The organism is Kamptonema sp. UHCC 0994 (assembly GCF_029167235.1).
In the GTDB taxonomy this organism is placed as follows: domain Bacteria; phylum Cyanobacteriota; class Cyanobacteriia; order Cyanobacteriales; family Microcoleaceae; genus Kamptonema.
The window spans coordinates 1-21,477 of sequence record NZ_JARFTR010000272.1 but is presented as its reverse complement, the minus strand read 5'-3'; the positions used below and the strand labels follow the sequence as shown (position 1 = coordinate 21,477).

General features: G+C 42.5%; 18 protein-coding genes. 9 read left to right on the top strand and 9 right to left on the bottom strand.

Annotated elements, in window-relative coordinates; genetic code table 11:
- Positions 1 to 39 precede the first annotated feature (39 nt).
- From PY364_RS23980 to PY364_RS23965, 4 genes are all read left to right on the top strand, one after another.
- Complete coding sequence (locus tag PY364_RS23980; RefSeq protein WP_275570219.1) at positions 40 to 2,955, top strand: CHAT domain-containing tetratricopeptide repeat protein; 2,916 nt, start codon at positions 40 to 42, stop codon at positions 2,953 to 2,955.
- A gap of 10 nt (positions 2,956 to 2,965) precedes the next feature.
- Positions 2,966 to 3,211: a DUF2283 domain-containing protein gene (locus tag PY364_RS23975; protein ID WP_275570218.1), complete on the top strand. Its 246-nt coding sequence runs from the start codon at positions 2,966 to 2,968 to the stop codon at positions 3,209 to 3,211.
- Positions 3,211 to 4,716 carry a hypothetical protein gene (locus PY364_RS23970; protein WP_275570217.1) on the top strand — a complete coding sequence of 502 codons (1,506 nt, stop codon included), beginning with the start codon at positions 3,211 to 3,213 and terminating at the stop codon, positions 4,714 to 4,716. The genes PY364_RS23975 and PY364_RS23970 overlap by 1 nt, the downstream gene beginning before the upstream one ends.
- A gap of 164 nt (positions 4,717 to 4,880) precedes the next feature.
- Positions 4,881 to 7,511 (top strand): chloride channel protein, encoded by a 2,631-nt coding sequence (locus PY364_RS23965; RefSeq protein ID WP_275570216.1) that lies wholly within the window; start codon positions 4,881 to 4,883, stop codon positions 7,509 to 7,511.
- 190 nt (positions 7,512 to 7,701) lie between these two features.
- Here PY364_RS23965 and panB read toward each other — a convergent pair whose 3' ends face one another.
- Entirely contained in the window at positions 7,702 to 8,478 is a 777-nt protein-coding gene (gene panB / locus PY364_RS23960; protein ID WP_275570215.1) for a 3-methyl-2-oxobutanoate hydroxymethyltransferase, read from the bottom strand.
- 112 nt (positions 8,479 to 8,590) lie between these two features.
- Positions 8,591 to 10,294 carry a serine/threonine-protein kinase gene (locus PY364_RS23955; RefSeq protein WP_275570214.1) on the bottom strand — a complete coding sequence of 568 codons (1,704 nt, stop codon included), beginning with the start codon at positions 10,292 to 10,294 and terminating at the stop codon, positions 8,591 to 8,593.
- Positions 10,295 to 10,492: 198 nt separating this feature from the next.
- Here PY364_RS23955 and PY364_RS23950 point away from each other — a divergent pair, with 198 nt between their 5' ends.
- The 4 genes from PY364_RS23950 to PY364_RS23935 all read left to right on the top strand — a co-directional run bounded on the left by PY364_RS23950 (position 10,493) and on the right by PY364_RS23935 (position 14,632).
- On the top strand, positions 10,493 to 11,869 hold the full coding sequence (locus PY364_RS23950; RefSeq protein WP_275570213.1) for an ABC transporter substrate-binding protein: 1,377 nt from the start codon (positions 10,493 to 10,495) through the stop codon (positions 11,867 to 11,869).
- 408 nt (positions 11,870 to 12,277) lie between these two features.
- Positions 12,278 to 13,708 (top strand): form I ribulose bisphosphate carboxylase large subunit, encoded by a 1,431-nt coding sequence (locus PY364_RS23945; protein ID WP_275570212.1) that lies wholly within the window; start codon positions 12,278 to 12,280, stop codon positions 13,706 to 13,708.
- 132 nt (positions 13,709 to 13,840) lie between these two features.
- Entirely contained in the window at positions 13,841 to 14,251 is a 411-nt protein-coding gene (locus PY364_RS23940) for a chaperonin family protein RbcX (protein ID WP_275570211.1), read from the top strand.
- Positions 14,252 to 14,296: 45 nt separating this feature from the next.
- The gene (locus tag PY364_RS23935; RefSeq protein ID WP_275570210.1) at positions 14,297 to 14,632 is read left to right on the top strand and encodes a ribulose bisphosphate carboxylase small subunit; all 336 of its coding nucleotides are present in this window, start codon (positions 14,297 to 14,299) and stop codon (positions 14,630 to 14,632) included.
- Between the two features lie 73 nt (positions 14,633 to 14,705).
- Here PY364_RS23935 and PY364_RS23930 read toward each other — a convergent pair whose 3' ends face one another.
- From PY364_RS23930 to PY364_RS23910, 5 genes are read right to left on the bottom strand one after another with little or no spacing between them, the layout of a single operon-like run.
- Positions 14,706 to 15,341, bottom strand: coding sequence for a restriction endonuclease subunit R (locus PY364_RS23930; RefSeq protein ID WP_275570209.1), 636 nt, complete (start codon positions 15,339 to 15,341; stop codon positions 14,706 to 14,708).
- A gap of 43 nt (positions 15,342 to 15,384) precedes the next feature.
- Positions 15,385 to 16,026 carry a restriction endonuclease subunit R gene (locus tag PY364_RS23925; RefSeq protein WP_275570208.1) on the bottom strand — a complete coding sequence of 214 codons (642 nt, stop codon included), beginning with the start codon at positions 16,024 to 16,026 and terminating at the stop codon, positions 15,385 to 15,387.
- A 32-nt stretch (positions 16,027 to 16,058) separates the two neighbouring features.
- Entirely contained in the window at positions 16,059 to 16,292 is a 234-nt protein-coding gene (locus tag PY364_RS23920) for a hypothetical protein (RefSeq protein WP_275570207.1), read from the bottom strand.
- Between the two features lie 8 nt (positions 16,293 to 16,300).
- Positions 16,301 to 17,524: a hypothetical protein gene (locus tag PY364_RS23915; RefSeq protein WP_275570206.1), complete on the bottom strand. Its 1,224-nt coding sequence runs from the start codon at positions 17,522 to 17,524 to the stop codon at positions 16,301 to 16,303.
- Between the two features lie 6 nt (positions 17,525 to 17,530).
- On the bottom strand, positions 17,531 to 17,902 hold the full coding sequence (locus PY364_RS23910; protein WP_275570205.1) for a hypothetical protein: 372 nt from the start codon (positions 17,900 to 17,902) through the stop codon (positions 17,531 to 17,533).
- Between the two features lie 188 nt (positions 17,903 to 18,090).
- Here PY364_RS23910 and PY364_RS23905 point away from each other — a divergent pair, with 188 nt between their 5' ends.
- Positions 18,091 to 18,930 carry an SAM-dependent methyltransferase gene (locus PY364_RS23905; protein ID WP_275570204.1) on the top strand — a complete coding sequence of 280 codons (840 nt, stop codon included), beginning with the start codon at positions 18,091 to 18,093 and terminating at the stop codon, positions 18,928 to 18,930.
- A gap of 144 nt (positions 18,931 to 19,074) precedes the next feature.
- Here PY364_RS23905 and bioB read toward each other — a convergent pair whose 3' ends face one another.
- Positions 19,075 to 20,073, bottom strand: a complete 999-nt coding sequence (bioB, locus tag PY364_RS23900) for a biotin synthase BioB (RefSeq protein WP_275570203.1) — start codon at positions 20,071 to 20,073, stop codon at positions 19,075 to 19,077.
- A gap of 28 nt (positions 20,074 to 20,101) precedes the next feature.
- The gene (gene bioA / locus PY364_RS23895; protein ID WP_275570202.1) at positions 20,102 to 21,406 is read right to left on the bottom strand and encodes an adenosylmethionine--8-amino-7-oxononanoate transaminase; all 1,305 of its coding nucleotides are present in this window, start codon (positions 21,404 to 21,406) and stop codon (positions 20,102 to 20,104) included.
- Between the last annotated feature and the right edge of the window lie 71 nt (positions 21,407 to 21,477).

Here is a 21,477-nt window from a genome sequence, read left to right as displayed (position 1 = left end):
CTATTTGATGCTAATTGAACGGACGATCTGGTATTGTCCGTGCTTTGTGGTTTTTTGTGGCTGTGGCATAATATATTTATTGTCAGGATGGATGATGGCGAGATGAATGCACAAAAGGAAGAAGCTGATAGGTTATGGAGTCAAGGATTTGAGCAGTGTCAAAGAAGGCAGTTTCGAGAGGCGATCACATCTTGGGAACAGGCATTAACTATTTATCAGGAAATTAGAAATCGTCAGGGAGAGGCAGCTTCCCTGGGAACTCTGGGAATTGCCTACCAATCGTTAGGGCAATTCCAGTTAGCTATAGAATACTACCAGCAGTGTTTAGAAATTGCCAGGGAAATCGGCGATCGGCAGGGAGAGGCAGGTTTCCTGGGAAATTTAGGAGTTGCCTACCGATCATTAGGGCAATATCAGTTAGCCATAGACTACTACCAGCAGTGTTTAGAAATTGCGACAGTAATAGGATATCGTCAGGGAGAGGCTGTTTCCCTGAGAAATCTGGGAAATATCTATGAATCATTAGAGCAATTCGATAATGCCATAGACTGCCAACAGCAAAAGTTAGCAATTGCCAGAGAAATAGGTGATCGCCTGGAAGAGGCAATTTCCCTGGGAAGTTTGGGAAGTGCCTACGGATCATTAGGGCAATACCAGTTAGCTATAGACTACCACCAGCAGTCTTTAGCCATTGCCAGAGAAATAGGTGATCGCGAGGAAGAGGCAACTTCCCTGGGAAATCTGGGAAATGCCCACCAGTCATTAGGGCAATACCAGTTAGCTATAGACTTCTACCAGCAATCCTTAGCAATTAATAGAGAAATAGGAAATCGCCGGTTAGAAGTGACTTTCCTGGGAAGTCTGGGAAGTGCCTACCAGTCATTAGGGCAATTCTATAATGCCACCGGATGCTTTCGACAAAATTTAGAAATTTCGAGAGAAATAGGATCTCACTACGGAGAGGCAAATTCTTTAGAAGGTCTGGGAGTTGCTTGCCATTTATTGGGAGAACATCAGTTAGCAATAGACTACCATCGGCAATCGTTAAAAATTCGGAAGGAAATCGGAGATCGTCATGGAGAGGCAATTTCCCTGAATAATCTCGGCTTAATTTTTCAAAAAATTAATCAATTCCCAGAAGCAGAAAAAAAACTGCGACAAGCAATTACAATTTGGGAAGAATTACGAGCCATTTTAAAGGATGACAGTCATAGAGTCTCTATTTTTGAAATCCAGCGATATTCCTATCTGCTAATGCAAAAAGTGTTGGTTGCCCAAGATAAACTTACCGAAGCTTTAGAAATTTCAGAAAGGGGACGCACTCGTGCCTTTATCGAGTTGCTAAGACAAAAACTTTCAGAACCAGAAAAGGCAGAAAAAGCTGAGGAAATCACAGATTATCTAACAACTTCTGATATCCAGCAAGTTGCCCAAAATCAAAACGCCACCCTCGTTGAATATTCAATGGTTTATGAAGGCATTTATATCTGGGTAATTCAGCCCACAGGAAACATTGAATTTCGCCGCGCCAACTTAACTCCCTTAGAAACTCGCCACAAATCTCTCAAGGATCTCCAAGAAATCATCCTCAAAGCGCGGGTTTCCATTGGTGTCGATGAAAAAGACAGCAATCAAAACAAAATTCAAATTGAAACCGAAGACAAAAGAGACGCACAATCCAACTTTCCCCTATTGCAATTACTCCATGAAATCCTAATCGCACCCATCGCCGACTTATTACCCAGCGATCCCGAATCCCCCGTTATTTTCATCCCCCATTATGCCCTATTTTTAGTACCCTTTGCGGCCTTACAAAACCGCCAAGGACGCTATTTCATCGAAGATCATACACCCCTAATTGCCCCATCCATCGAAGTCTTAAAACACACCCACGCGCAAGATCAGCAAGTGCGAGGAACCCGGCAAAAAGCCCTAGTAATAGCTGAACCAGCCTTACACCAAAACTTCCAAGAAGATCCTTATAAACTGCGTCCCTATCCATTTATGGAAGCAGCAGCAGAAAGCATCGCCACCATCTTAGAAACCACCGCCATCACAGGAGACAAAGCCACCAAAGTTGCCGTCATCAACGGAATGCTAGAAACGCGCATCGTCCACATTTTCGCGCACGGACTTTTAGACGAATATAAACCCGATGAAATTGTGAAAGGGCGGATTCCCGGCACAATAGTTTTAGCCCCTGCCGATGGTGATGATGGGGCGTTAAATGCCGCTGAAATTATTGATAAACAACTCAATTGTGAGATAGTAGTATTGAGTGCCTGTAGCACCGGCAAAGGCACAATTACCGGCGATGGAATTATTGGGTTATCGCGCTGTTTTATTCTCGCTGGAGTTCCCAGTTTAATCGTTTCCCTGTGGAATATTGGCGCACCGGCCGCTAAGGTTTTGATGACTCAATTTTATCAGAATTTAGCGAATGGGGAAAATCGCGGGTCGGCCTTGCGCCATGCTATGATATTAACGAAAGCTAGGTTTCCCAACCCTGAATGTTGGGCAGGTTTTACCTTAATTGGGGAAACAACAAGTTTAACATTAACTACGCAAAATATAGAGGAGGGTTTACGTGCTATGTCAATCCCTGAGAATGCTACTCCTAAAGCAATTGTCGCAGCTTTTACCCGCTTATTTGATTTTTACGAACAGAACTTTTTGAATCAAATTCACGGATTAGATATTCAGCCTACGGATAGTATAGAACAAACGGCAGAGAAAATCAAAGCTTGGTGCAAAACTCATCAAAATGTTGAGGAAAACATCGAAAATGATCTGTGCAAAATGGGTTTGAGTGATGCCGATGACGCACAGCAAGAATTAGATCAAGATAAAGTTAAAGCCTGTTATGAAAAATATCTCGAAAATCTCAACCGTCAGGGGTTAAAAAGTGATGATTCAATAACGCCTGAAAACGATGATACTCTAAACAATAGTTAAAAATTGAGCTATGAAAATTTATTACGATGCAGAAGTCGATGCGCTGTATATTGAATTGCGTTCCCTAGCTGCGGGAACCGCAGAAAACCGAGAATTGTCTGAAGATATTACTGCGAATTATGGCCCAGATGGAAAACTAGCCGGGTTAGAAATACTCGATGCTTCTTCAGTTTTGGGTGATAATTTCTCAAAAGTGGTTGTAGAACTTTCTCCTATTGTGGGGACTCCAAAAGCTGAGAGTTTGGTATCAAAATAATGACAATAGAAGCCAAAGTTAAAAATCCTATCCTCACCCTCTACGCCTTTCACCTGTGGGCTGATTTCGATGAGGGATATCAAACCAAGGCGAAAAATGCTCAGGCATTTTGGTATAATTTCGCTAAAGAAGTGGGCAAAGAATTAAAAAGTGAGGAACTGCAAAATTTCCCAGAAAAGCTAACAAAAACTATCCCAAAAGACGAAAATTGGGAAAATTTGCTATTGCTACCAGATGGAAAGCGAAAACTCCCTTTGTCTCCCATTCCTATTGCTGAAAATCTCATGCGAAAAGGTGCGTTTCGGGCTGAAAAAATCCAAGATACCTATGCAGTCGAATTAACGTTATCTTGTCAAGAAAAAGATACTCCCATAAATCCCCGTGACTTAAAGGCATTTAATCCTAATGGTTGCTTATTACAAAGCACTATCAAAGCATCTTTAGGGCAAACAATATTACTTTATGCCGAACCAAATATTTTTGTAGATTATCGCACTCTTGCGGATGCTTGCGTTGCGGGATTAGTTGATAGTAAAATAAACCCATCTCCCAAATTTATCAGTCAAGGAAAACTGTTTGGTAGTCCGATTTTTGAATATGATAATCGCGAATTAAACCCAGAGTTAAATTGTCATATTTTGGTGTTACTGAAGCAAAACCCGAACACCTTAGACTCATTTAACCCAGAGTTTGATATTTCCCTCAAAAATCTGCTTTTCTATCGGCGTAAAGTGTTATATGCTTACTATAGAGCCAAAGTCTATTATGGTGATGGACAAAAGCAAGCCAGCGACTTAGAAAAGCAAATTCCCAAATTCAGCGACATCGAAAAAGAACCAGCGTTAGAAAAACGGCTGACAGAGTTAAAAGATTTATTAGCTAACATCCGTAAAAGTGGCTTTGAATACAGTAAATCTTTGCGTTTTGTCCGAGAGTGCCATAACACCACGACAACAAATATTGAGAATTTTAAAAATGCACTGAAAGAAGTCGATCCTGTGAAATTAGATGATGATAATTTAGAAATATGGTATCGTTTTTCAGATTTAGCTTCCAATACTTATTTAAAACAAATTGAAGTTGACTTAAATTACTTGATTGCTGGTCAGAATTTGTTTCAAGAAATGATTGCTAATATCCGAGGAATGCTAGAGATTGAACAAATAGAAACGGATAGAAAAAGCAGTGAAAAAGATACCATTAGCAGCCGCAACTTAAATATTACTATTGCAGTTGTTGGCGGAGGAATGGCCGCCGCCGGTATCGTTGCTACTAGCTATGGGTTGATAAAACCTGAACAACCTTTGTTAATGCCTTGGGATAAAAATGCTGGCAGCTTACATCCTTTTACACAATCAGTTTTTTGGAGTTTATTAATTGGTTTAATTCCAGTTTTGCTGTGGGCATTAATATGGTTTTTCGTTCTTCGCAAACATAAAGTGGTAGGGGCGGGTTCGCCAAAATCCGATCGTAAAAACGATGAATCCACAAAACCCGCCCCTTAATCGCAGGGTGGGGGCAGATTTGTCGGAGTGACGGGGTAAAGTGTTATGATTGTATTATTGATCTTAACGGATGATTTAATATTCTCTGTGCTTTCACTTAACCTGTATAATAAAAGCTGGCTCCAGACTAAAAGCTTTTTGCTGAACTAATTGATAATTGTAATATGCGATATTTTGCTATTCCCAAGTATTTTCATCAATTGCTGTCGCCTAAACGTCTTGCTATTTTTGAAGCCTGTCTGATTGGTTTAGTCTCCGGTTTAGCAGCCGTTTTACTCAAACAAGCTATAGGATGGCTGGGAGGTGCACGCATCCAAGCATCTCATTTACTACATCCTTGGCTGGCGCTACCAGCAATAGGATTAATCGGTGGATTACTAGCAGGAATTATTGTAGAGCGTTTCGCACCAGAAACCTCTGGTAGTGGCATTCCTCAAGTCAAAGCAGTATTAGCTAAAGTGCCAATGTCGCTCGATTTGCGAGTTGCCTTTTTCAAGTTATTGGGTGGAACTTTAGCCTTGGGTTCTGGATTAGCATTAGGAAGGGAAGGGCCCACAGTACAAATGGGAGCCGCCTTAGCCGCCCAACTGAGTCACTGGTTTCCAACTTCACCGGATCATCGTCGCCAATTGATCGCCGCAGGCGCAGGCGCGGGTTTAGCCGCTGCTTTCAATGCACCGATTGCGGGAGTATTATTTGTTGTTGAAGAACTGCTGCAAGATTTATCTGGAATCACTCTAGGTACGGCAATTTTAGCCTCTTTTATTGGTGCTGTTGTCTCCCATGTTTTAGGCGGTCAAAGTTTAGATATTAATCTCAATTTAGTTACTCATACAACAAACTTCTCCGTGCAAGAGATTCCTTTCTACTTAGTATTGGGAGTTTTAGCTGGATTATTAGGTTCGCTGTTTAATGAAAGCATTTTAGCAAGTTTAGCTTTTTATCGCCGCGTGTTACACCTCAGTTTACCCTTGCGAATAGGATTAGCTGGTTTTGTCTGCGCTTTAATAGTATTGATACTGCCAGATATTTTCCGGGATAATACTGGCTTGCGGGAGATACTAATTACTGGTAAAGCTGATTGGCACGTTGCGGCGATCGCTTTTTTAGCTTATTTTTTTCTGACGATAGTTGCTTATGGTTCTGGTGCGCCTGGAGGTCTATTTGCGCCTACTTTAATATTGGGATCTGCCTTGGGATATTTGATTGGTTTGTGCGAACATAATCTCTTGGGAATTAGCCCAGCAACAACTTATGCTTTGGCAGGAATGGGTACTTTTTTTAGTGCAGTAGCCAGAGTGCCAGTCACGGCAATTGTGATTGTTTTTGAAATGACTACTGATTTCAATCTGGTACTTCCCTTGATGATTGGTTCTGTGACTTCTTATCTAGTATCTGAAAAAGTTTCTCCCGGCTCTATTTACGATCGGCTGTTGGAATTCAAGGGTATTTATTTAGAAAAAGAGCTACAAAAAGAGGGATTTTTTACTTCTATGAAAGCTCTTGATGTTATGCAGCGTCGGGTCGAAATATTAACAAGTAGTATGACATTAGAGGAAGCAATACAAGCCTTTTCTCGTTCTCACCATCGCGGATTTCCGGTTGTTGAAAATGGCAAGTTAGTAGGAATTATTACCCAAACCGATCTAGCACTTTACACCGAACGCCAGCTAGATAGAAACATTCCACTGGGGCGAATCGTGACTACGAAACCAGTGACGGTAACGCCTGAAGCTTCTTTGGCAGATGTCCTTTATTTGCTTAACCGATATCAACTTAGCCGTTTACCAGTAATTGAGGATAAAAAGGTAGTAGGAATTATCACTCGTAGCGATCTAATTCGAGCCGAAGCTAATCATTTAAGTGGCTCAACTCCGACTTTAATTCCTCCCTCTGAGCCATCTTATATAGTTTATCAAACGCGATCGACGACGGGAGGAAAGGGGCGATTGTTAATACCATTAGCTAATCCCCAAACAGCATTTGCATTGTTACAAATAGCTGCGACAATTGCTCGCGATCGCGATTATGAATTAGTCTGTCTTCAGGTCGTTATTGTTCCGCGTCATAACTCCCCATCTGAGACACCCGTAAGAACAACCAAAAGCCGTAGATTGTTGCGTCAAGCAGAAAATTTAGGAATTAGAGAAAATATTTCTGTACATACGCAGGTAAGAGTAGCCCATGATGTCGATCGGGCAATTTTAGAAACTATAAAAGATCAACATATTGATTTTATGATCATGGGATGGAACGCCGAACCCCCAGCCCAAGGCAGAATTTTTGGTACGGTGGTAGATACGATTATTCGCCAAGCTGCTTGCGAAGTAATGTTAGTAAAATTAGGTGAGAGATCTACATCAAATGGGATTAATTCATCTTTCTGTTTGCTACCTTCTGCTTTTCACAAATGGTTAGTACCAATTGCTGGCGGGCCAAATGCTCAAGAAGCGATGCAACTATTACCAGCTTTAGTTTCTTTAGGAAATTCTCCGTCAATTGAACTTTGCCAAGTTTTTCATCCTAAATTAGTTAGTCCCGATTTATCTATACTGGAAAAATCAGCAGATTTTCTGCGGAGTAAATTGCAGAAAAATGTAACAACTATTCCGATTGTATCAAGTTCTGTTGCGGAATCTGTGATTAATTTAGCTGAAACAAATAAATTTGATGTGGTTTTGGTTGGTGCTAGTCGAGAAGGATTATTGCAGCACGTAATTAATGGGAATATTCCAGAGGCGATCGCTCGTGGTGTTAATAGTAAGGTGATTTTAGTAAGAAGTGCAATTTCTTAGGTAATAATTAGGATAAGCCCAATAGACCCGACGGTTGAAACCGCGTCTACACAAACAAAACCCGCCTACGCGGGTTGAAATTATACAGAGTTCTTGCAAAAATTAATCAACCTCATTAGTCCGCGAAGGCGGACTTTGTTCGTGTAGACGCGATTTCAATCGCCGGGATATTTTTGCTGGATATTTTCCCTCATTCAGGAAATTTCCCCTCTCTAACTTCCATTGAATAATTCTGCACGGCCTCAGTAATAGTTTCCCGCAAATTAGTATAAGCCTTCGCAAACGGAGGCAATCGCACAGAAAGCCCCAATAAATCATTAATTACTAAAACTTGACCATCACAATGAGGCCCCGCACCAATGCCAATAGTAGGAATTGCCAACTTTTGACTAATTTGAGCCGCTAAATCGGCTGGAATATGCTCTAATACTATCCCAAAAGCTCCCGCATCTTGCAGTGCGATCGCTTCCCCTAAAATTTTATCACTCGCCTCCGCCGTTTTCCCCTGTTTCCGATATCCCAGTTGGTGTACCGACTGCGGAGTTAAACCCACATGACCCATCACAGGTATTCCCACTGATGTTAGCTGAGAAACTGTGTGCGCGATCGCGGGATTTCCCCCCTCTAATTTTATCGCTTGCGCCCCCGTTTCTTTCAAAACTCTACCTGCTGAGTGCATTGCTTGCTGCGGACTTTCTTGATAACTTAAAAATGGTAAATCTACCACAACTAAGGCTTCCTTAACTCCGCGACGAACCGCTTTCGCGTGATGGATCATTTCATCGAGAGTTACTGGCAGAGTTGTCTCATAGCCTAATGCTACCATTGCCAGAGAATCGCCTACTAAAACGATATCAACACCTGCTCGATCTAGGATTTGAGCAATAGCGAAATCGTAGGCTGTCAAAACTACAATTTGACGACCTTGCTGTTTAGATTGAATTAATTGGTTAATCGTGAGTGGCATTAAATTACTAAAATATAACTAGGGGCTAGGGGCTAGGGAAAGAAGGGGAAGAAGGGAATAGAATCACAGTTAACAGTTAACAGTTAACAGTTAACAGTTAACAATTAACAATCTAGCGCCATCCCAACCATCGCAATACAGGAACAATCAAATAATGACTCGCGCCCAAACACAATCCGATGGCACTTCCCATTAAGCCAAAAAAGGCAATGCTACCCCAGAATTGTAACCAATTGGGTTGAGAATGAGCGAGTAAAAGGAAGTGCAAGAAACTGTCAGGGAAAAAATTAAAGGTTTTGAAGGTAGCAAACACAGCAAAAGGTGCGATCGCGGCTACAAAAGCATGAATCCCATGATGGCTACGCAAACCCATTCCCAAGGTCACAGAAGCGATCGCCATCGCCCCTACCAACATCATCTCATCTATCCCACTCGCCCAACACAGCCCCCCCAATCCATAGCCCAGCATTCCCGTCAAACCCGCCATCCAATAGCGACGACGCTGGCGAAACCCTCCCGCATCCGTCAAACCGAAAGCAGTTCCCAAGCCAGCACATCCAAACAGCAAAACCTCTACCCCGACATTGAAGGTAAGATCGGGTACGAGTTCGTGTAACCCCTGATTAAGCAAACTCGCCAACTGAGGGCCCAAAGGCGACCAATAAGCCAAAATCAAGCCGCCGATCGCCCCTACACTCCCACCAAGTCCGCCTAATACCATTTCCCAAGCAGTATCCAGAGAAGCTACTACCGTCTGCGCGATCGCACTAAATAGGAAAACAGTTAAACTTCCAATTCCTTCACCTAGTGTCGCCAACACTTCCCATGAAAAATTGAGCACGCCTTGACCTACAGCAACGATCGAAGTCGGCGAATTCTGGCTTAAAGAAATTTTAGCGAGGCGATCGCGAATTTGAGCCGCATTTACCGGACGTTCCCGCGCCTGCGATCGCACCATATCATCCAACAAATTAGCCAAACTCTGACTATGAGGCGCAATATGTCGCCATCGCAACTCCCCAGTTAAAGGATCTTCCAGATCCGCCGGATACTTACCAGTCAACAAGTGAATGCAAGTCCGGCCCAAAGCATAGAAATCCGCAGCAGGCCCAACCGCACCCCCCACAATTTGTTCCGGCGGACTGTAACCTGGAGAAATCAGTCGAGTCGAACTCAAACTCCCTTTCTTAGCCGCATCTACCCCCACCTGTTTCGCCCCCCCAAAATCAATCATTACCAATTGCCCAGTTTCCTCCCTAAGCATTAAATTAGAAGGTTTAATGTCCCGATGAATGATATTGCGATCGTGCAACTCCTGCAAAATCTCCACCGCTTGAGTTAACCAACTAAAAATCCACGCCTCTGGACACCCTTGAGGGCGATCGTCGAGAATATCCTGTAAAGTTTCGCCGTGAATTTTTTCCATCAGCAAACAAGGGAGGCGGCGTTGCGAGTAATTCCCTTGATTTGTGACAATTCGGAGTTCCAAGTGAAAATAACAGTCCGGCTCGATTCTGGGTATCCCCGGATGGCGTAAACTCGCTAACATCCACGCTTCTTGCTCGAACAATTCTAAAGCTTTGGGGGAGTTTTCAAGCAAGACTTTGAGCACTCGTTCTGTCTGACTCTGCAAGTCCCAGACAGTGTAAATAGCTGCAAAACCCCCAATTCCGAGGCGTTGTAGAGGAATATAGCGATTCAGCAGCAGCAGGGGAGCTCCGCAACTCTGACAAAAATTATTACCCCAAGTCTGAGGATAAGGCCTTGGGCAATCGGGGTTAATGCAGTGGGCGGTGGTAAGAATAGGCTGAGGCACAACCAATTTTGTAGGGTCTGAATATCCTTATTATGTGTCAAAGAGGTGAGATCGTTGATTTAATCTATTTGCACCGTTTAATGTGATTGGCGAACCCGTCCTTACAGGCTTTCTCGTTTTCTCGTTCCCAGTTAGAGGCTGGGAATGCGTAGCTGAAGGCTCAGCTTCCAAATAATATCACAATTAGGAACACAAATCATGTCTCAAAATACTAACAAAAGAACAAGTCCACCGCCCATTTTTTTTATTATTATCTTCATCTTAATTGCCTTTGGCGCATACAAGTTTCTTCCCAGTTTATTCAAGCAGAAAATTTCACAGCCATCTGGGGCGCTTGCCAATCGTTTAAGTTTAGGAAATCAGATATTACTAACATCGCAAACAACCGCCGAAAAGCAAGCAGGAGTTACAGCTTTTGCCAAAGGAGATTACAAAGAAGCCATCCAAAAATTTCAGGCTTCATTGCAACAAAATCGCAACGACCCGGAAACTGTTATCTATTTGAATAATGCCAGAGCAAGTAATGGTTCTTCCTTAAAAATTGCGGTCAGCGTCCCCATTGGTAGCAACCCCAATGTTGCCCAAGAAATCCTCCGAGGTGTCGCCCAAGCTCAGGATCAAATCAATATTAATGGTGGCATCAATGGCGCACAACTGCAAGTAGAAATTGTCAACGATGACAATAATCCACAGTTGGTCAAAGAAGTTGCCAAAGCCTTAGTAAAGGATGGGAGTATCCTAGCAGTAATTGGACACAATGCTAGCAATGCCTCTCTCGAAGCTGCTCCGATCTATCAGCAAGAAAAACTGGTAATGGTGACACCGACTAGCCAAGCAAATAATCTCTCAGGATTTGGCAGCTACATCTTTCGGACAGTACCTAATATTAGCTTAATGGCTACTCGTTTAGCAACTTATGTAGTGAAAACAGGCAAAATTAATATTGCCATTTGTTCTGACTCGCAAGCACCGGATAGCATCTCATTTAAAGATGAGTTTGTGGCATCTCTTACTGCTGCTGGAGGCAAATTTGTTCCCACTGTTTGCGACTTTTCCACACCCTCTTTTAATCCTAACAATTCGCTGGCTGATGCTGTCAGCAAAGGGGCACAGGGATTGATGGTATTACCCCATGTCGATCGCATCGATCGCGCCATGTCTTTGGCTCACATAAATCGAGGCAAATTGCCGCTCTACGCTAACACTACACTCTATACTAATCAAACCTTAAAAGAAGGTCAAAAGGACGTTAACGGGCTTGTTCTGCCTGTTCCCTGGCATCCTGAAACCAATCCCGGTAGTCCTTTCCCAGAATATGCCCGTCAGCGGTGGGGAGGAGTAGTAAATTGGCGAACAGCAATGAGTTTTGACGCAACTCAAGCTATCATCGTGGGATTGCGGCAAAGTAATACGCGGGAAGGGTTGCAACAAGCACTCAGAAATCCAAGTTTCTCAACAGCAGGAGCAAGCGAAGAAGTGAAGTTTTTGCCAACGGGCGATCGCACGGGTAAGCCGATTTTAGTACAAGTTAAACAAGGAGGAAACACTGGCTACAAATTTGTCCCTCTACCATAAGTTTGCCAAGTGCGATCGCACTCATCAGGAGGTTGAACAAGATTTATAATAATGGGAAAACTTCGGTGTTATTCTAGGTCGCTCGATATCCTATTATAAATCTTGTTAAAAGGAATTTACTCCAGCTTAGTTAACAGCATCGAGCTGCTGGTTTTCCCAAGGCACAGATGGCGATCGCCATCCACTCCCACCACATCCCCACAGTCCGCTCGGCTTACATCTCTATCACTTATTCGCCCAAAAATATTTTAAGAATTGTTAAATAATATTTTCAAATGTTGCAAAAACATAAAGTAAACTTATGTAAATTAAAATAATATTAAAATTACACAGTATCGCTTTCTTGATATAGTTTTTATCAGTCTGCCATTAGACAAAAAATTTAAGCGAATCGAGGGACGCGACATTATGTCTTATTCTCAAACCCAAACTCAATCTAAGGCTGGGTATAAAGCCGGAGTTCAAGACTATAAACTGACGTATTACACGCCGGACTATACGCCAAAAGATACTGATATTCTGGCTGCATTCCGCGTCACGCCCCAGCCAGGAGTTCCCCCAGAAGAAGCTGGAGCCGCAGTGGCCGCCGAATCTTCCACTGGTACTTGGACAACAGTTTGGACTGACCTTTTGACCGACCTCGACCGCTACAAAGGTCGCTGTTATGACATCGAGCCAGTTCCCGGTGAAGACAACCAGTACATCTGCTTTATTGCCTATCCTCTGGATTTGTTTGAAGAAGGTTCCGTCACCAACTTGCTGACCTCATTGGTTGGTAACGTTTTTGGCTTCAAAGCCTTACGTGCTCTGCGTTTGGAAGATTTAAGAATTCCTATCGCTTACCTCAAGACCTTCCAAGGCCCACCTCACGGTATCACCGTTGAGCGTGACAAATTGAACAAGTACGGTCGTCCTTTGCTGGGCTGTACCATCAAACCGAAATTGGGTCTATCTGCGAAGAACTACGGCCGCGCCGTGTATGAGTGTTTACGTGGCGGTTTGGACTTCACCAAAGACGACGAAAATATCAACTCGCAACCCTTCATGCGTTGGCGCGATCGCTTCTTGTTCGTTCAAGATGCGATTGAAAAAGCCCAAGCAGAAACCGGCGAAGTCAAAGGTCACTACCTGAACGTCACCGCCCCTACCTGCGAAGAAATGATGGAACGGGCTGAGTTCGCCAAAGAACTCAAAACCCCCATCATCATGCACGACTACCTAACCGGTGGTTTCACTGCTAACACCACCTTGGCAAAATGGTGCCGTCGCAACGGTATCTTGTTGCACATTCACCGCGCCATGCACGCCGTAATTGACCGTCAAAAAAATCACGGTATCCACTTCCGCGTGCTTGCCAAATGCTTGCGGATGTCCGGCGGCGACCACCTGCACTCCGGTACAGTTGTGGGCAAACTGGAAGGCGAAAAAGGCATCACGATGGGCTTCGTAGACTTAATGCGCGAAGACCACATCGAACAAGACCGCGCTCGTGGTATCTACTTTACCCAAGATTGGGCTTCCATGCCTGGGGTAATGCCCGTTGCTTCCGGCGGTATCCACATTTGGCATATGCCCGCATTGGTGGAAATCTTCGGCGATGACTCTTGCTTACAGTTCGGTGGCGGTACTTTGGGCCACCCTTGGGGTAATGCTCCCGGTGCAACTGCTAACCGCGTCGCTTTGGAAGCTTGTGTTCAAGCTCGTAACGAAGGCCGCAACCTGATGCGCGAAGGTGGCGACATCATCCGCGAAGCTTGCAAATGGAGCCCTGAATTGGCTGTTGCTTGCGAACTGTGGAAAGAAATCAAGTTCGAGTATGAAGCAATGGATACCGTCTGATCTAAAGTTTCTAGTTTTGAGTGCTAAGTGTTGAGTTTTGAGTTAGAAAGTTCTTAATTCAAAGCTAAATATTCCGGGCGGTCATAGAAGTACCGCCCCACCACTCAAAACTTTTAAGGGGCTGGGTCAAATATGGATATTAAACAAGTTGCAAAAGACACTGCAAAGGTGTTGGCAAGTTACCTGACCTATCAAGCTGTGCGGATTGTGATCGATCAATTGAGTGAGACTAATCCGCCTGTGGCAATTTGGTTAAGCAATGCTTCTTCAACGGGAAAAATCCAAGACGGAGAGGTTTATTTGCAAGAGCTACTTTCACAAAACCAAGAGTTAGCGTTTCGGATTATGACGGTACGGGAGCATTTGGCAGAAGAAGTGGCGGATTATTTGCCGGAAATGGTTCGCGCTGGGATTAAGCAGGCAAATATGGGACACAAACGCCAGCACTTAGAGCGAATTACGCAACTAAATATATCTGTTGACCGTAGCTATCCTGAAACACAATTAGACCCGGAAACTAATTTGGATAATTTATCTAGTTAGTTGATTGGAAACAGCAATCACGTACACATTTAAGAGATAGGAAAGATGAAGACTTTACCCAAAGAGCGGCGCTACGAAACTCTGTCTTATTTGCCACCGCTGAGTGATTCACAAATTGCTAAGCAACTGCAATACATTTTGGATCAGGGTTATATTCCCGGTGTGGAATTCAACGAAACCTCTGCTGCTGAAATGCGCTACTGGACTCTGTGGAAGTTGCCTTTATTTCATGCTCGCAGCGTCCAAGAGATTATGAGCGAAATTAACGCTTGCCGTCAAGAAAATCCTACTTGCTACATCCGCGTGATGGGTTTTGACAACGTGAAGCAGTGCCAAGTGTTGAGCTTTATCGTTCACAAGCCGAATACCAGAGGTTACTAATTAGCTTTCCTATTTTGTAGGGAATATAGTTAGGTAAAAGTTGAGGTGGGGAATTTTCCCTGCTTCAATTTTTTTATAGCTTACAAATGGCTTTAAAAACTTGTAATAATAAAATTGACGATTCAGGTTCCATCAGATTCAGCAGTGGCATTAGCTGATAAATTGCGGGATTTCCGCGCTGGATATACACAAATTGATAGCGCGAACCGTTAGTAGTTAAACCCCAGACAGAGGATTGATGTTCTATACTCTTAGAAGTATATGTCAGCAGTTGAGGTAAACCCGCTAATGGGTCAATTAGACTGTTTTTAGTCTCAATCACTAAAACCCAAAAAGATATTTCACTGTTTATCGGTTTGGTTTTATTAACGGCGAGAATGTCCAATTTTCCTGTAATTTTGATATCTTCATCTTCAATAAGAAGATCGGCAATGTCTTGTTCTAAACTAATATTAATTGGGTGTCGATAAAATTTAGCTAATCGCATTAATGGAAAGGTAGTTAGAGCTTTTACCAGTCCCTCTAAGACTCTATCATTCGAGAGGTAATTATCAAAGTCATCCCTAATTTGTGTGAGTTCTTGCTGTTCAAATTCGGTGAGGGGTTCGAGAGATAATAGGGACGTAAATGAGTTATTGTATTGCTTCTGGAAGTTGAAAAGTTGGTGAACTTGTCCGATGGTGAGGTTTTTGGCGTTAAGAGTTAGCATGGTTTGGGGATGGTTTAGCGATCGTATAATGTTAGCGCATATTCTACAGCTTACAAATAGCTTTAAGAACTTGTAACAATAAAATTGAAGGTTCAGGCTCCATCAAAGTTAAGGATGGCATAAGCTGATAGATTGGTTGTTCTCCTCGGCGGATATAGACAAATTGGTAAAACTCTCCATTTGTTGCTAATCCCCAGACGGATTCTTGGCGTTCCAAACTTTTGTAGGCATAAGTGAGTAGTTGGGGTAAACCAGTACGGGGGGCAATTGCACTATTTTTAGTTTCAATTACCAAAACCCAAAAAGATATTTCTGTTGTTATTGGTTTGGTTTTATTGATTGCTAGAATGTCCAATTTCCCGGTGAGTGTGATATCTTCATCTTCAATCCTAATCTCGGCGATGTCTTGTTCGAGACTGATCTTAATTGGGGGGTGATAGAATCCAGCTAATCGTATTAAGGGAAAGGTAGTTATTGCTTTTACTAGACCTTCTGAGAGTTTTTCTGCTGAAATATATTCACGGAAATCATTGCGGATTATGAGAAGTTCTTGCTGTTCAATTTCGCTAAGAGGTTCCAGGGCTAATAAGGTAGAAAATGTGTCCGTGTTATTAAACTGTTCTTGCAAATTAAAAAAATGACGAACTTCATTCAGGGTAATGTTTTTAGCATTAAGGGTAGTCATTGTTTAACCTGACAGTAAATTACCATACTAAACTAATCTATCATTTCCATCACTGCCCCGTCAACTATTTCATATCCCCATTTTTGATTTCTATTCGCCAGTTGCTTAGCTGCATCATACTCACCTAAATAGCAGAGTTCAGCTAATAGTTGATAGCCATTTTCTTTTTCTTGCTGAATTCTCTCCCGACGCAACTTTTCTCTGGCTTTCTCAGAAAGGGGTTCCCGTCCCAACTCTAAAGGATTAATATCACTAATTTGCTTCATATTTACCTCTAAAAAGGAATAGACTCTATGACTTGACCATCAACCATTTCATATCCCCACTCTGGATTTTTAGCAATTAAATTTTCAATCATCTTTCTCCCAATAGGAGTTTTACACGCCTCCTGCAAAGAAGCAATACTCGGAATTTCATCTGCTGATTGAGATGGTTTTTCCTCTATTTCCTGCTGTTCTAAATTTACCGCAGAAAGCATATTAGAACTTGATGACTCTAAGGAAAATTGCGGTGCGATAATTCCTAATTTTTTAATCACACTTTCTTTTGTAATTTGAGGCTTTTCGGTAAAAGAAGGTGGCAGATAAGGTGTCTCGACTCCCATCTTTTTAGCCTTAATAGCCTCATCAGCTATTCGATCGCACTTTCTCAAAAATCCTTCCCACAAATCGCGGCCTAAAACTGGATTTCTCAAGTCAGATCGCGCCTTTAAAACTGCCTGTTCTAAGGGTTCGCCTTTGTGAACATAATATTGTGTCCTTTCTTCTTCAAAAGCTGGATAAGACACTCCCGGTTCTATTTCCCATTCTCGCTTGACTTTCTGGCTTTCTCCCAATGGTTTCCCTGAGATGAAATCATCCCATAAGGGAGATATAAGGCCTTTTGTCATGTTATCAATTTCGTAAAATACAGATCTAGAAGGATTCGGATGACCTTGATTTTTATAGTATTCTAATAAGATACGCTGAAATTCCTCGAATTGCTCATCAGACTGCCAAGGGCCACTAAATTTATAATGGGGGGTAACTCTAACTGTTGTTAGTTGGCGAGGTTGACCGAAAAATTTATCAGTTTTAATAGTTAAATTTGAGGTAGGGTAGTTAGTCACTACTTCTACAGGAGGATTTTTTGTTTGGCAGATATTCTGTGCTATTATATCTGAAGATTGAGCGGTGAAAATATTATCGAGTTTATTCTCAAGAGCGTCAATATCTGCCCAAAGTTCTAGGGTGGTATCATTAACTAATCTTGCTTTGAGTAACAAACGCTCTTGTAGTTGACGGCGTGCTAGTTCTTGTTCGCTAGGGTTTAAACCTGTTGCTTTTTCAATTTCATCGCTTGTAATTTTGACCCATTCTTGGGGATGAGATAATTGAGATTGCCAGTCAAATACTTGGCAAAATAGGATAGAAGCAGCCACACCACCCGTAAATTTAGCTAGCTTAGGATAATAGATGAGGGGCGTTCCTAGATGTCTCAAAAATAGTCCGAGTTTCATTGCCTATTAAAGTTGATAATCAAGGGGTTCGCAAAAATCTTGGACTCCAGTTTTGACCACATAAATAACCACAGGAGTTGCTAAAATATCGGGACAAAGTTTGGCTTCAATCAAAGCTTCTACTGCTGGTTTTAATAGTCCATTTATTAAATTTGCTCTTACCTCTTCTTCGCAGAGAACAACACGGCATCTTTTAGCTAAACTTGATAGCCAATTGTCAGAGGTATTGGGTTCTTGTCCGACTTGAATTGCCATAGATATTGCTGCATCTTCTACATCTCCTTCACAGTCTTCAATTACATCCAGCGCTTTTAAAGCTTCTGAATAATCAGCTAATTGAGAGCGAAACTTTGCAATTTCCTGGGAAGTAATAATCACTTTATAATTCTCCTCGATCGTTTGTGGCCGTGCTTAATAATGCTATCCTATCATTATATGACTTACGCATTGTTGTACACTCTGTCTGGGTGGTAAAGATACCGCCGAGACGGCGGCGTTACGTTAGAAGTGCGTAAGTCCTTATTATTTAGAAATAGTTAAAATGTCCTATCTTTCGCCTTGCTTATATGAATGATAGTTTGCTGCCAATTGAGAGTATATCGGATACGGCCTTCGGTATTGCGATCGCGCGTGCAATTGAAAGCGATCGCTTAGATGCCAATTTCTGCGATCCATTGGCGCGAATGCTGGGAGGCGATCGCGGGGAAAAGTTCATTTTAGCCCTTGGCGGGCCTCCTGACAAGGCAGGCTTGGCCGTAGCTATCCGTACTTGTCTGATCGACGAGGCGATCGCGCAAAGCATCCGCAGCGACGGCGTGGATACCGTGCTCAACCTCGCTGCGGGTTTGGATACTCGTCCTTACCGGATGTCACTACCCGCCTCTCTACAGTGGATTGAGGTTGATTTACCTGCGATCGCATCCTACAAACAGGAAAAACTTGCTAGTGAAAAACCTATTTGTAATCTGAAAATTGTTCCTCTAGATTTAACAAATCTCTCGTTAAGAAATCAGCTTTTTGCTCAAGTTAGCGCTGCTAGTAATAAAGTGTTAATTATTACTGAAGGACTCTTAGCTTATTTAACTTCTGAACAAGTTGGATCTCTAGCAATTGATTTGCGGAGATATGTTAATTTCCGCTGGTGGGTATGCGAATTAGCCTCGCCATTTTTAATGCAGCAAGTGCAAAAAAAGTGGGGTAAATCTTTTAACGCAGCCAATGCTAAACTCCAATTTGCACCAGCAGAAGGGCCAAAATTTTTCGCACGCTACGGCTGGAGAACTCGCCAATACAGCAACTTTTTACAGGAAGCACCCCGTTTAAATCGAGATGTACCTTTCGGTTCCTTACTGCGCCAAAAGCCGCTATTTAAAGATGGAGTAGTTTGGCTAGAACAGCAAAATTAACGAGAAAGAAGGAAGAAGGAAGAAGGAAGAAGGAAGAAGGAATAGGAAAAAAGTATTACCAATTAGCAATTAGCAGTTAACAGTTAACAGTTAACAGTTAACAGTTAACAGTTAACAGTTAACAGTTAACAGTTAACAATTAGCCTATTCTAACAGAGAACCATCTGAAGCTTCTAGCACAAATCCTGCATCCCCAATCATCTCCCAATCTTGATTGGCTGTTTGACCTGGAGTCGTGAGATAATCACCCACAAAGATAGAATTTGCAGCATAAAGTCCGAGAGGTTGTAGCGATCGCAAATGCACTTCTCGCCCCCCTGCAATCCGAATTTCTTGACTGGGAAGCAAAAATCGGAACAAACAGAGAATTCGCAAACATTGACGAGGATTTAACGTTTTTACATCGGCAAATGGCGTACCGGGAATAGGGATGAAAAAATTAACGGGGACGCTAGTAACTCCCAACTCCCGGAGGGAAAGCGCTAAATTAATGACATCATGATCAGATTCACCCATTCCCAAAATTCCACCAGAACAAGTTGTAATTCCGGCTGCTTTCACATGATTAACCGTCTCAACTCTATCATCAAAAGTATGGGTAGTACAAATCTCTGAGTGATATTCTTCGGAAGTATTGAGATTGTGATTAACTCGATCTACGCCAGCTTTTGCTAAGCGGTGAGTTTGTTCTTCACTCAATAATCCCAAACAAGCACAGATTTTAAGATCGTAGTTAGCCTTGACAGTTTCAACTGCATCTACAACTCGATTAAAAGTAGATTCGCTAGGTTGGCGACCAGAAATTACCAAACAAAATGTACCCGCTTTTAACTGTTTTGCTCTTTCCGCTGCATCCAGAATTTTCTCCTTAGCTAAAAGCGGATATTTTTCAATTTCTGCTGTGGAAATTTTGGACTGAGAACAGTAATGACAATCCTCTGGACAAAGGCCACTTTGAGCATTCAGTAAATAGTGCAATCTTACCCGATTTCCCCAGTAGTGTCGCCGCACCCGATAAGCTGCACTTAGTTGTTCGAGTAAAACGTCATCGGGTGCGGTTAAAACGGCTAAAGATTCCTCGCGAGAGAGGCATTTTCCAGCCAAAGCACTGTCAGCCAAGCCGTTCCAATTAGGGAGATTCATAAGCGAAATGTTAGTAAAAGTCAAGGGGTTAGAGAGTATTCAAGATTTGGCGAATTGCCAGATAAATAGATTCTAGTTCATCTGGAGAAATGCAGTAAGGAGGCATTAAATAAAGTGTATTTCCCAAGGGACGGAGTAAAAATCCGGCTTCTAGAAATCGTGCTTTTAACTGTTGAGCAATTTGATTAAAATAACCGGGGACATTTTTAGTTTTTATGTCCATTGCTGCAATTGTACCACAAATGCGAATCCGTTCTATTTTGGGATGATATTTTAGGTATTGATTCAGGTAGCGGCGGTGCTGTTTTTCCATCCCTTGATAGGCTTCGGGGTTTTGCTCCAGCAGATATAAAGATGCTACACTGACTGCACAAGCTAATGGATTCCCAGTATAGGAATGACTGTGAAAAAAAGCTTTGTCAGATTCATCTTGCCAGAAGGCTTGGTAAATTTTCTCCGTTGCTAGGGTTACGGCAATTGGCAAACAGCCTCCAGATAAACCTTTAGATAAACAAAGAATATCTGGTGAAGTTGTGGATTTCAAACAGGCAAATAGTTCGCCAGTTCGACCAAAACCTGTCATTACTTCATCATAAATCAATAAGACATTATATTGATGGGCAATTTTTTCTAGGGCTTGCAAAAATTGAGGGCGACACATTCGCATTCCCCCTGCACCTTGTACTAAGGGTTCGATGAAAATTCCGGCATATTTATCACTCTGTTTTAACAAAAATTCGATTTTTTCTAAAGCTAATGCTTCGCGAGTTTCTACTTCGGTATCGTTGTCAAAGGTGGCAGGATAAGGAACAATATCGGTAGCAAACATTAAAGGTTTAAATGGTTGCCACCAGAGGGAACTTCCACCCATTGACATTGCTCCAATAGTATCACCGTGATAGCCTCCTTCAAAACTAATAAAGTTGGTGCGATTGGTTTCTCCGAGATTATGCCAATATTGATAGGCCATTTTTAGGGCAACTTCAACGGCCGTCGATCCGTTATCAGAAAAGAAAACTCGCGCAAGAGATTTTGGGGTATGAGTTAACAATTTATTGGCTAGTTTTTCGGCTGGTTCGTGAGTGAAACCAGCGAAGATTACGTGCTCTAATTTTTGGGCTTGTTCGTAAAGGGCCTTGGCGAGTACGGGATGGCTGTGTCCGTGAATTGTCACCCACCAACTAGAAATGCAGTCGAGAATTTGCCGCCCATCTGCTAATTCTAATATTGCTCCTTTTCCTCGCACAACGTTCAGAGGTGGGGGGGCTGTTTTCATTTGGGTGAAGGGTTGCCAAATGGGGGAGTTTGAATAATTTTGTGGGTGCTTTGTCATTATTTATATGTTGACATTAACAGGACTTATGTACGATTACGTAACGCCGCCATCTTGGCGGTGATTTTACC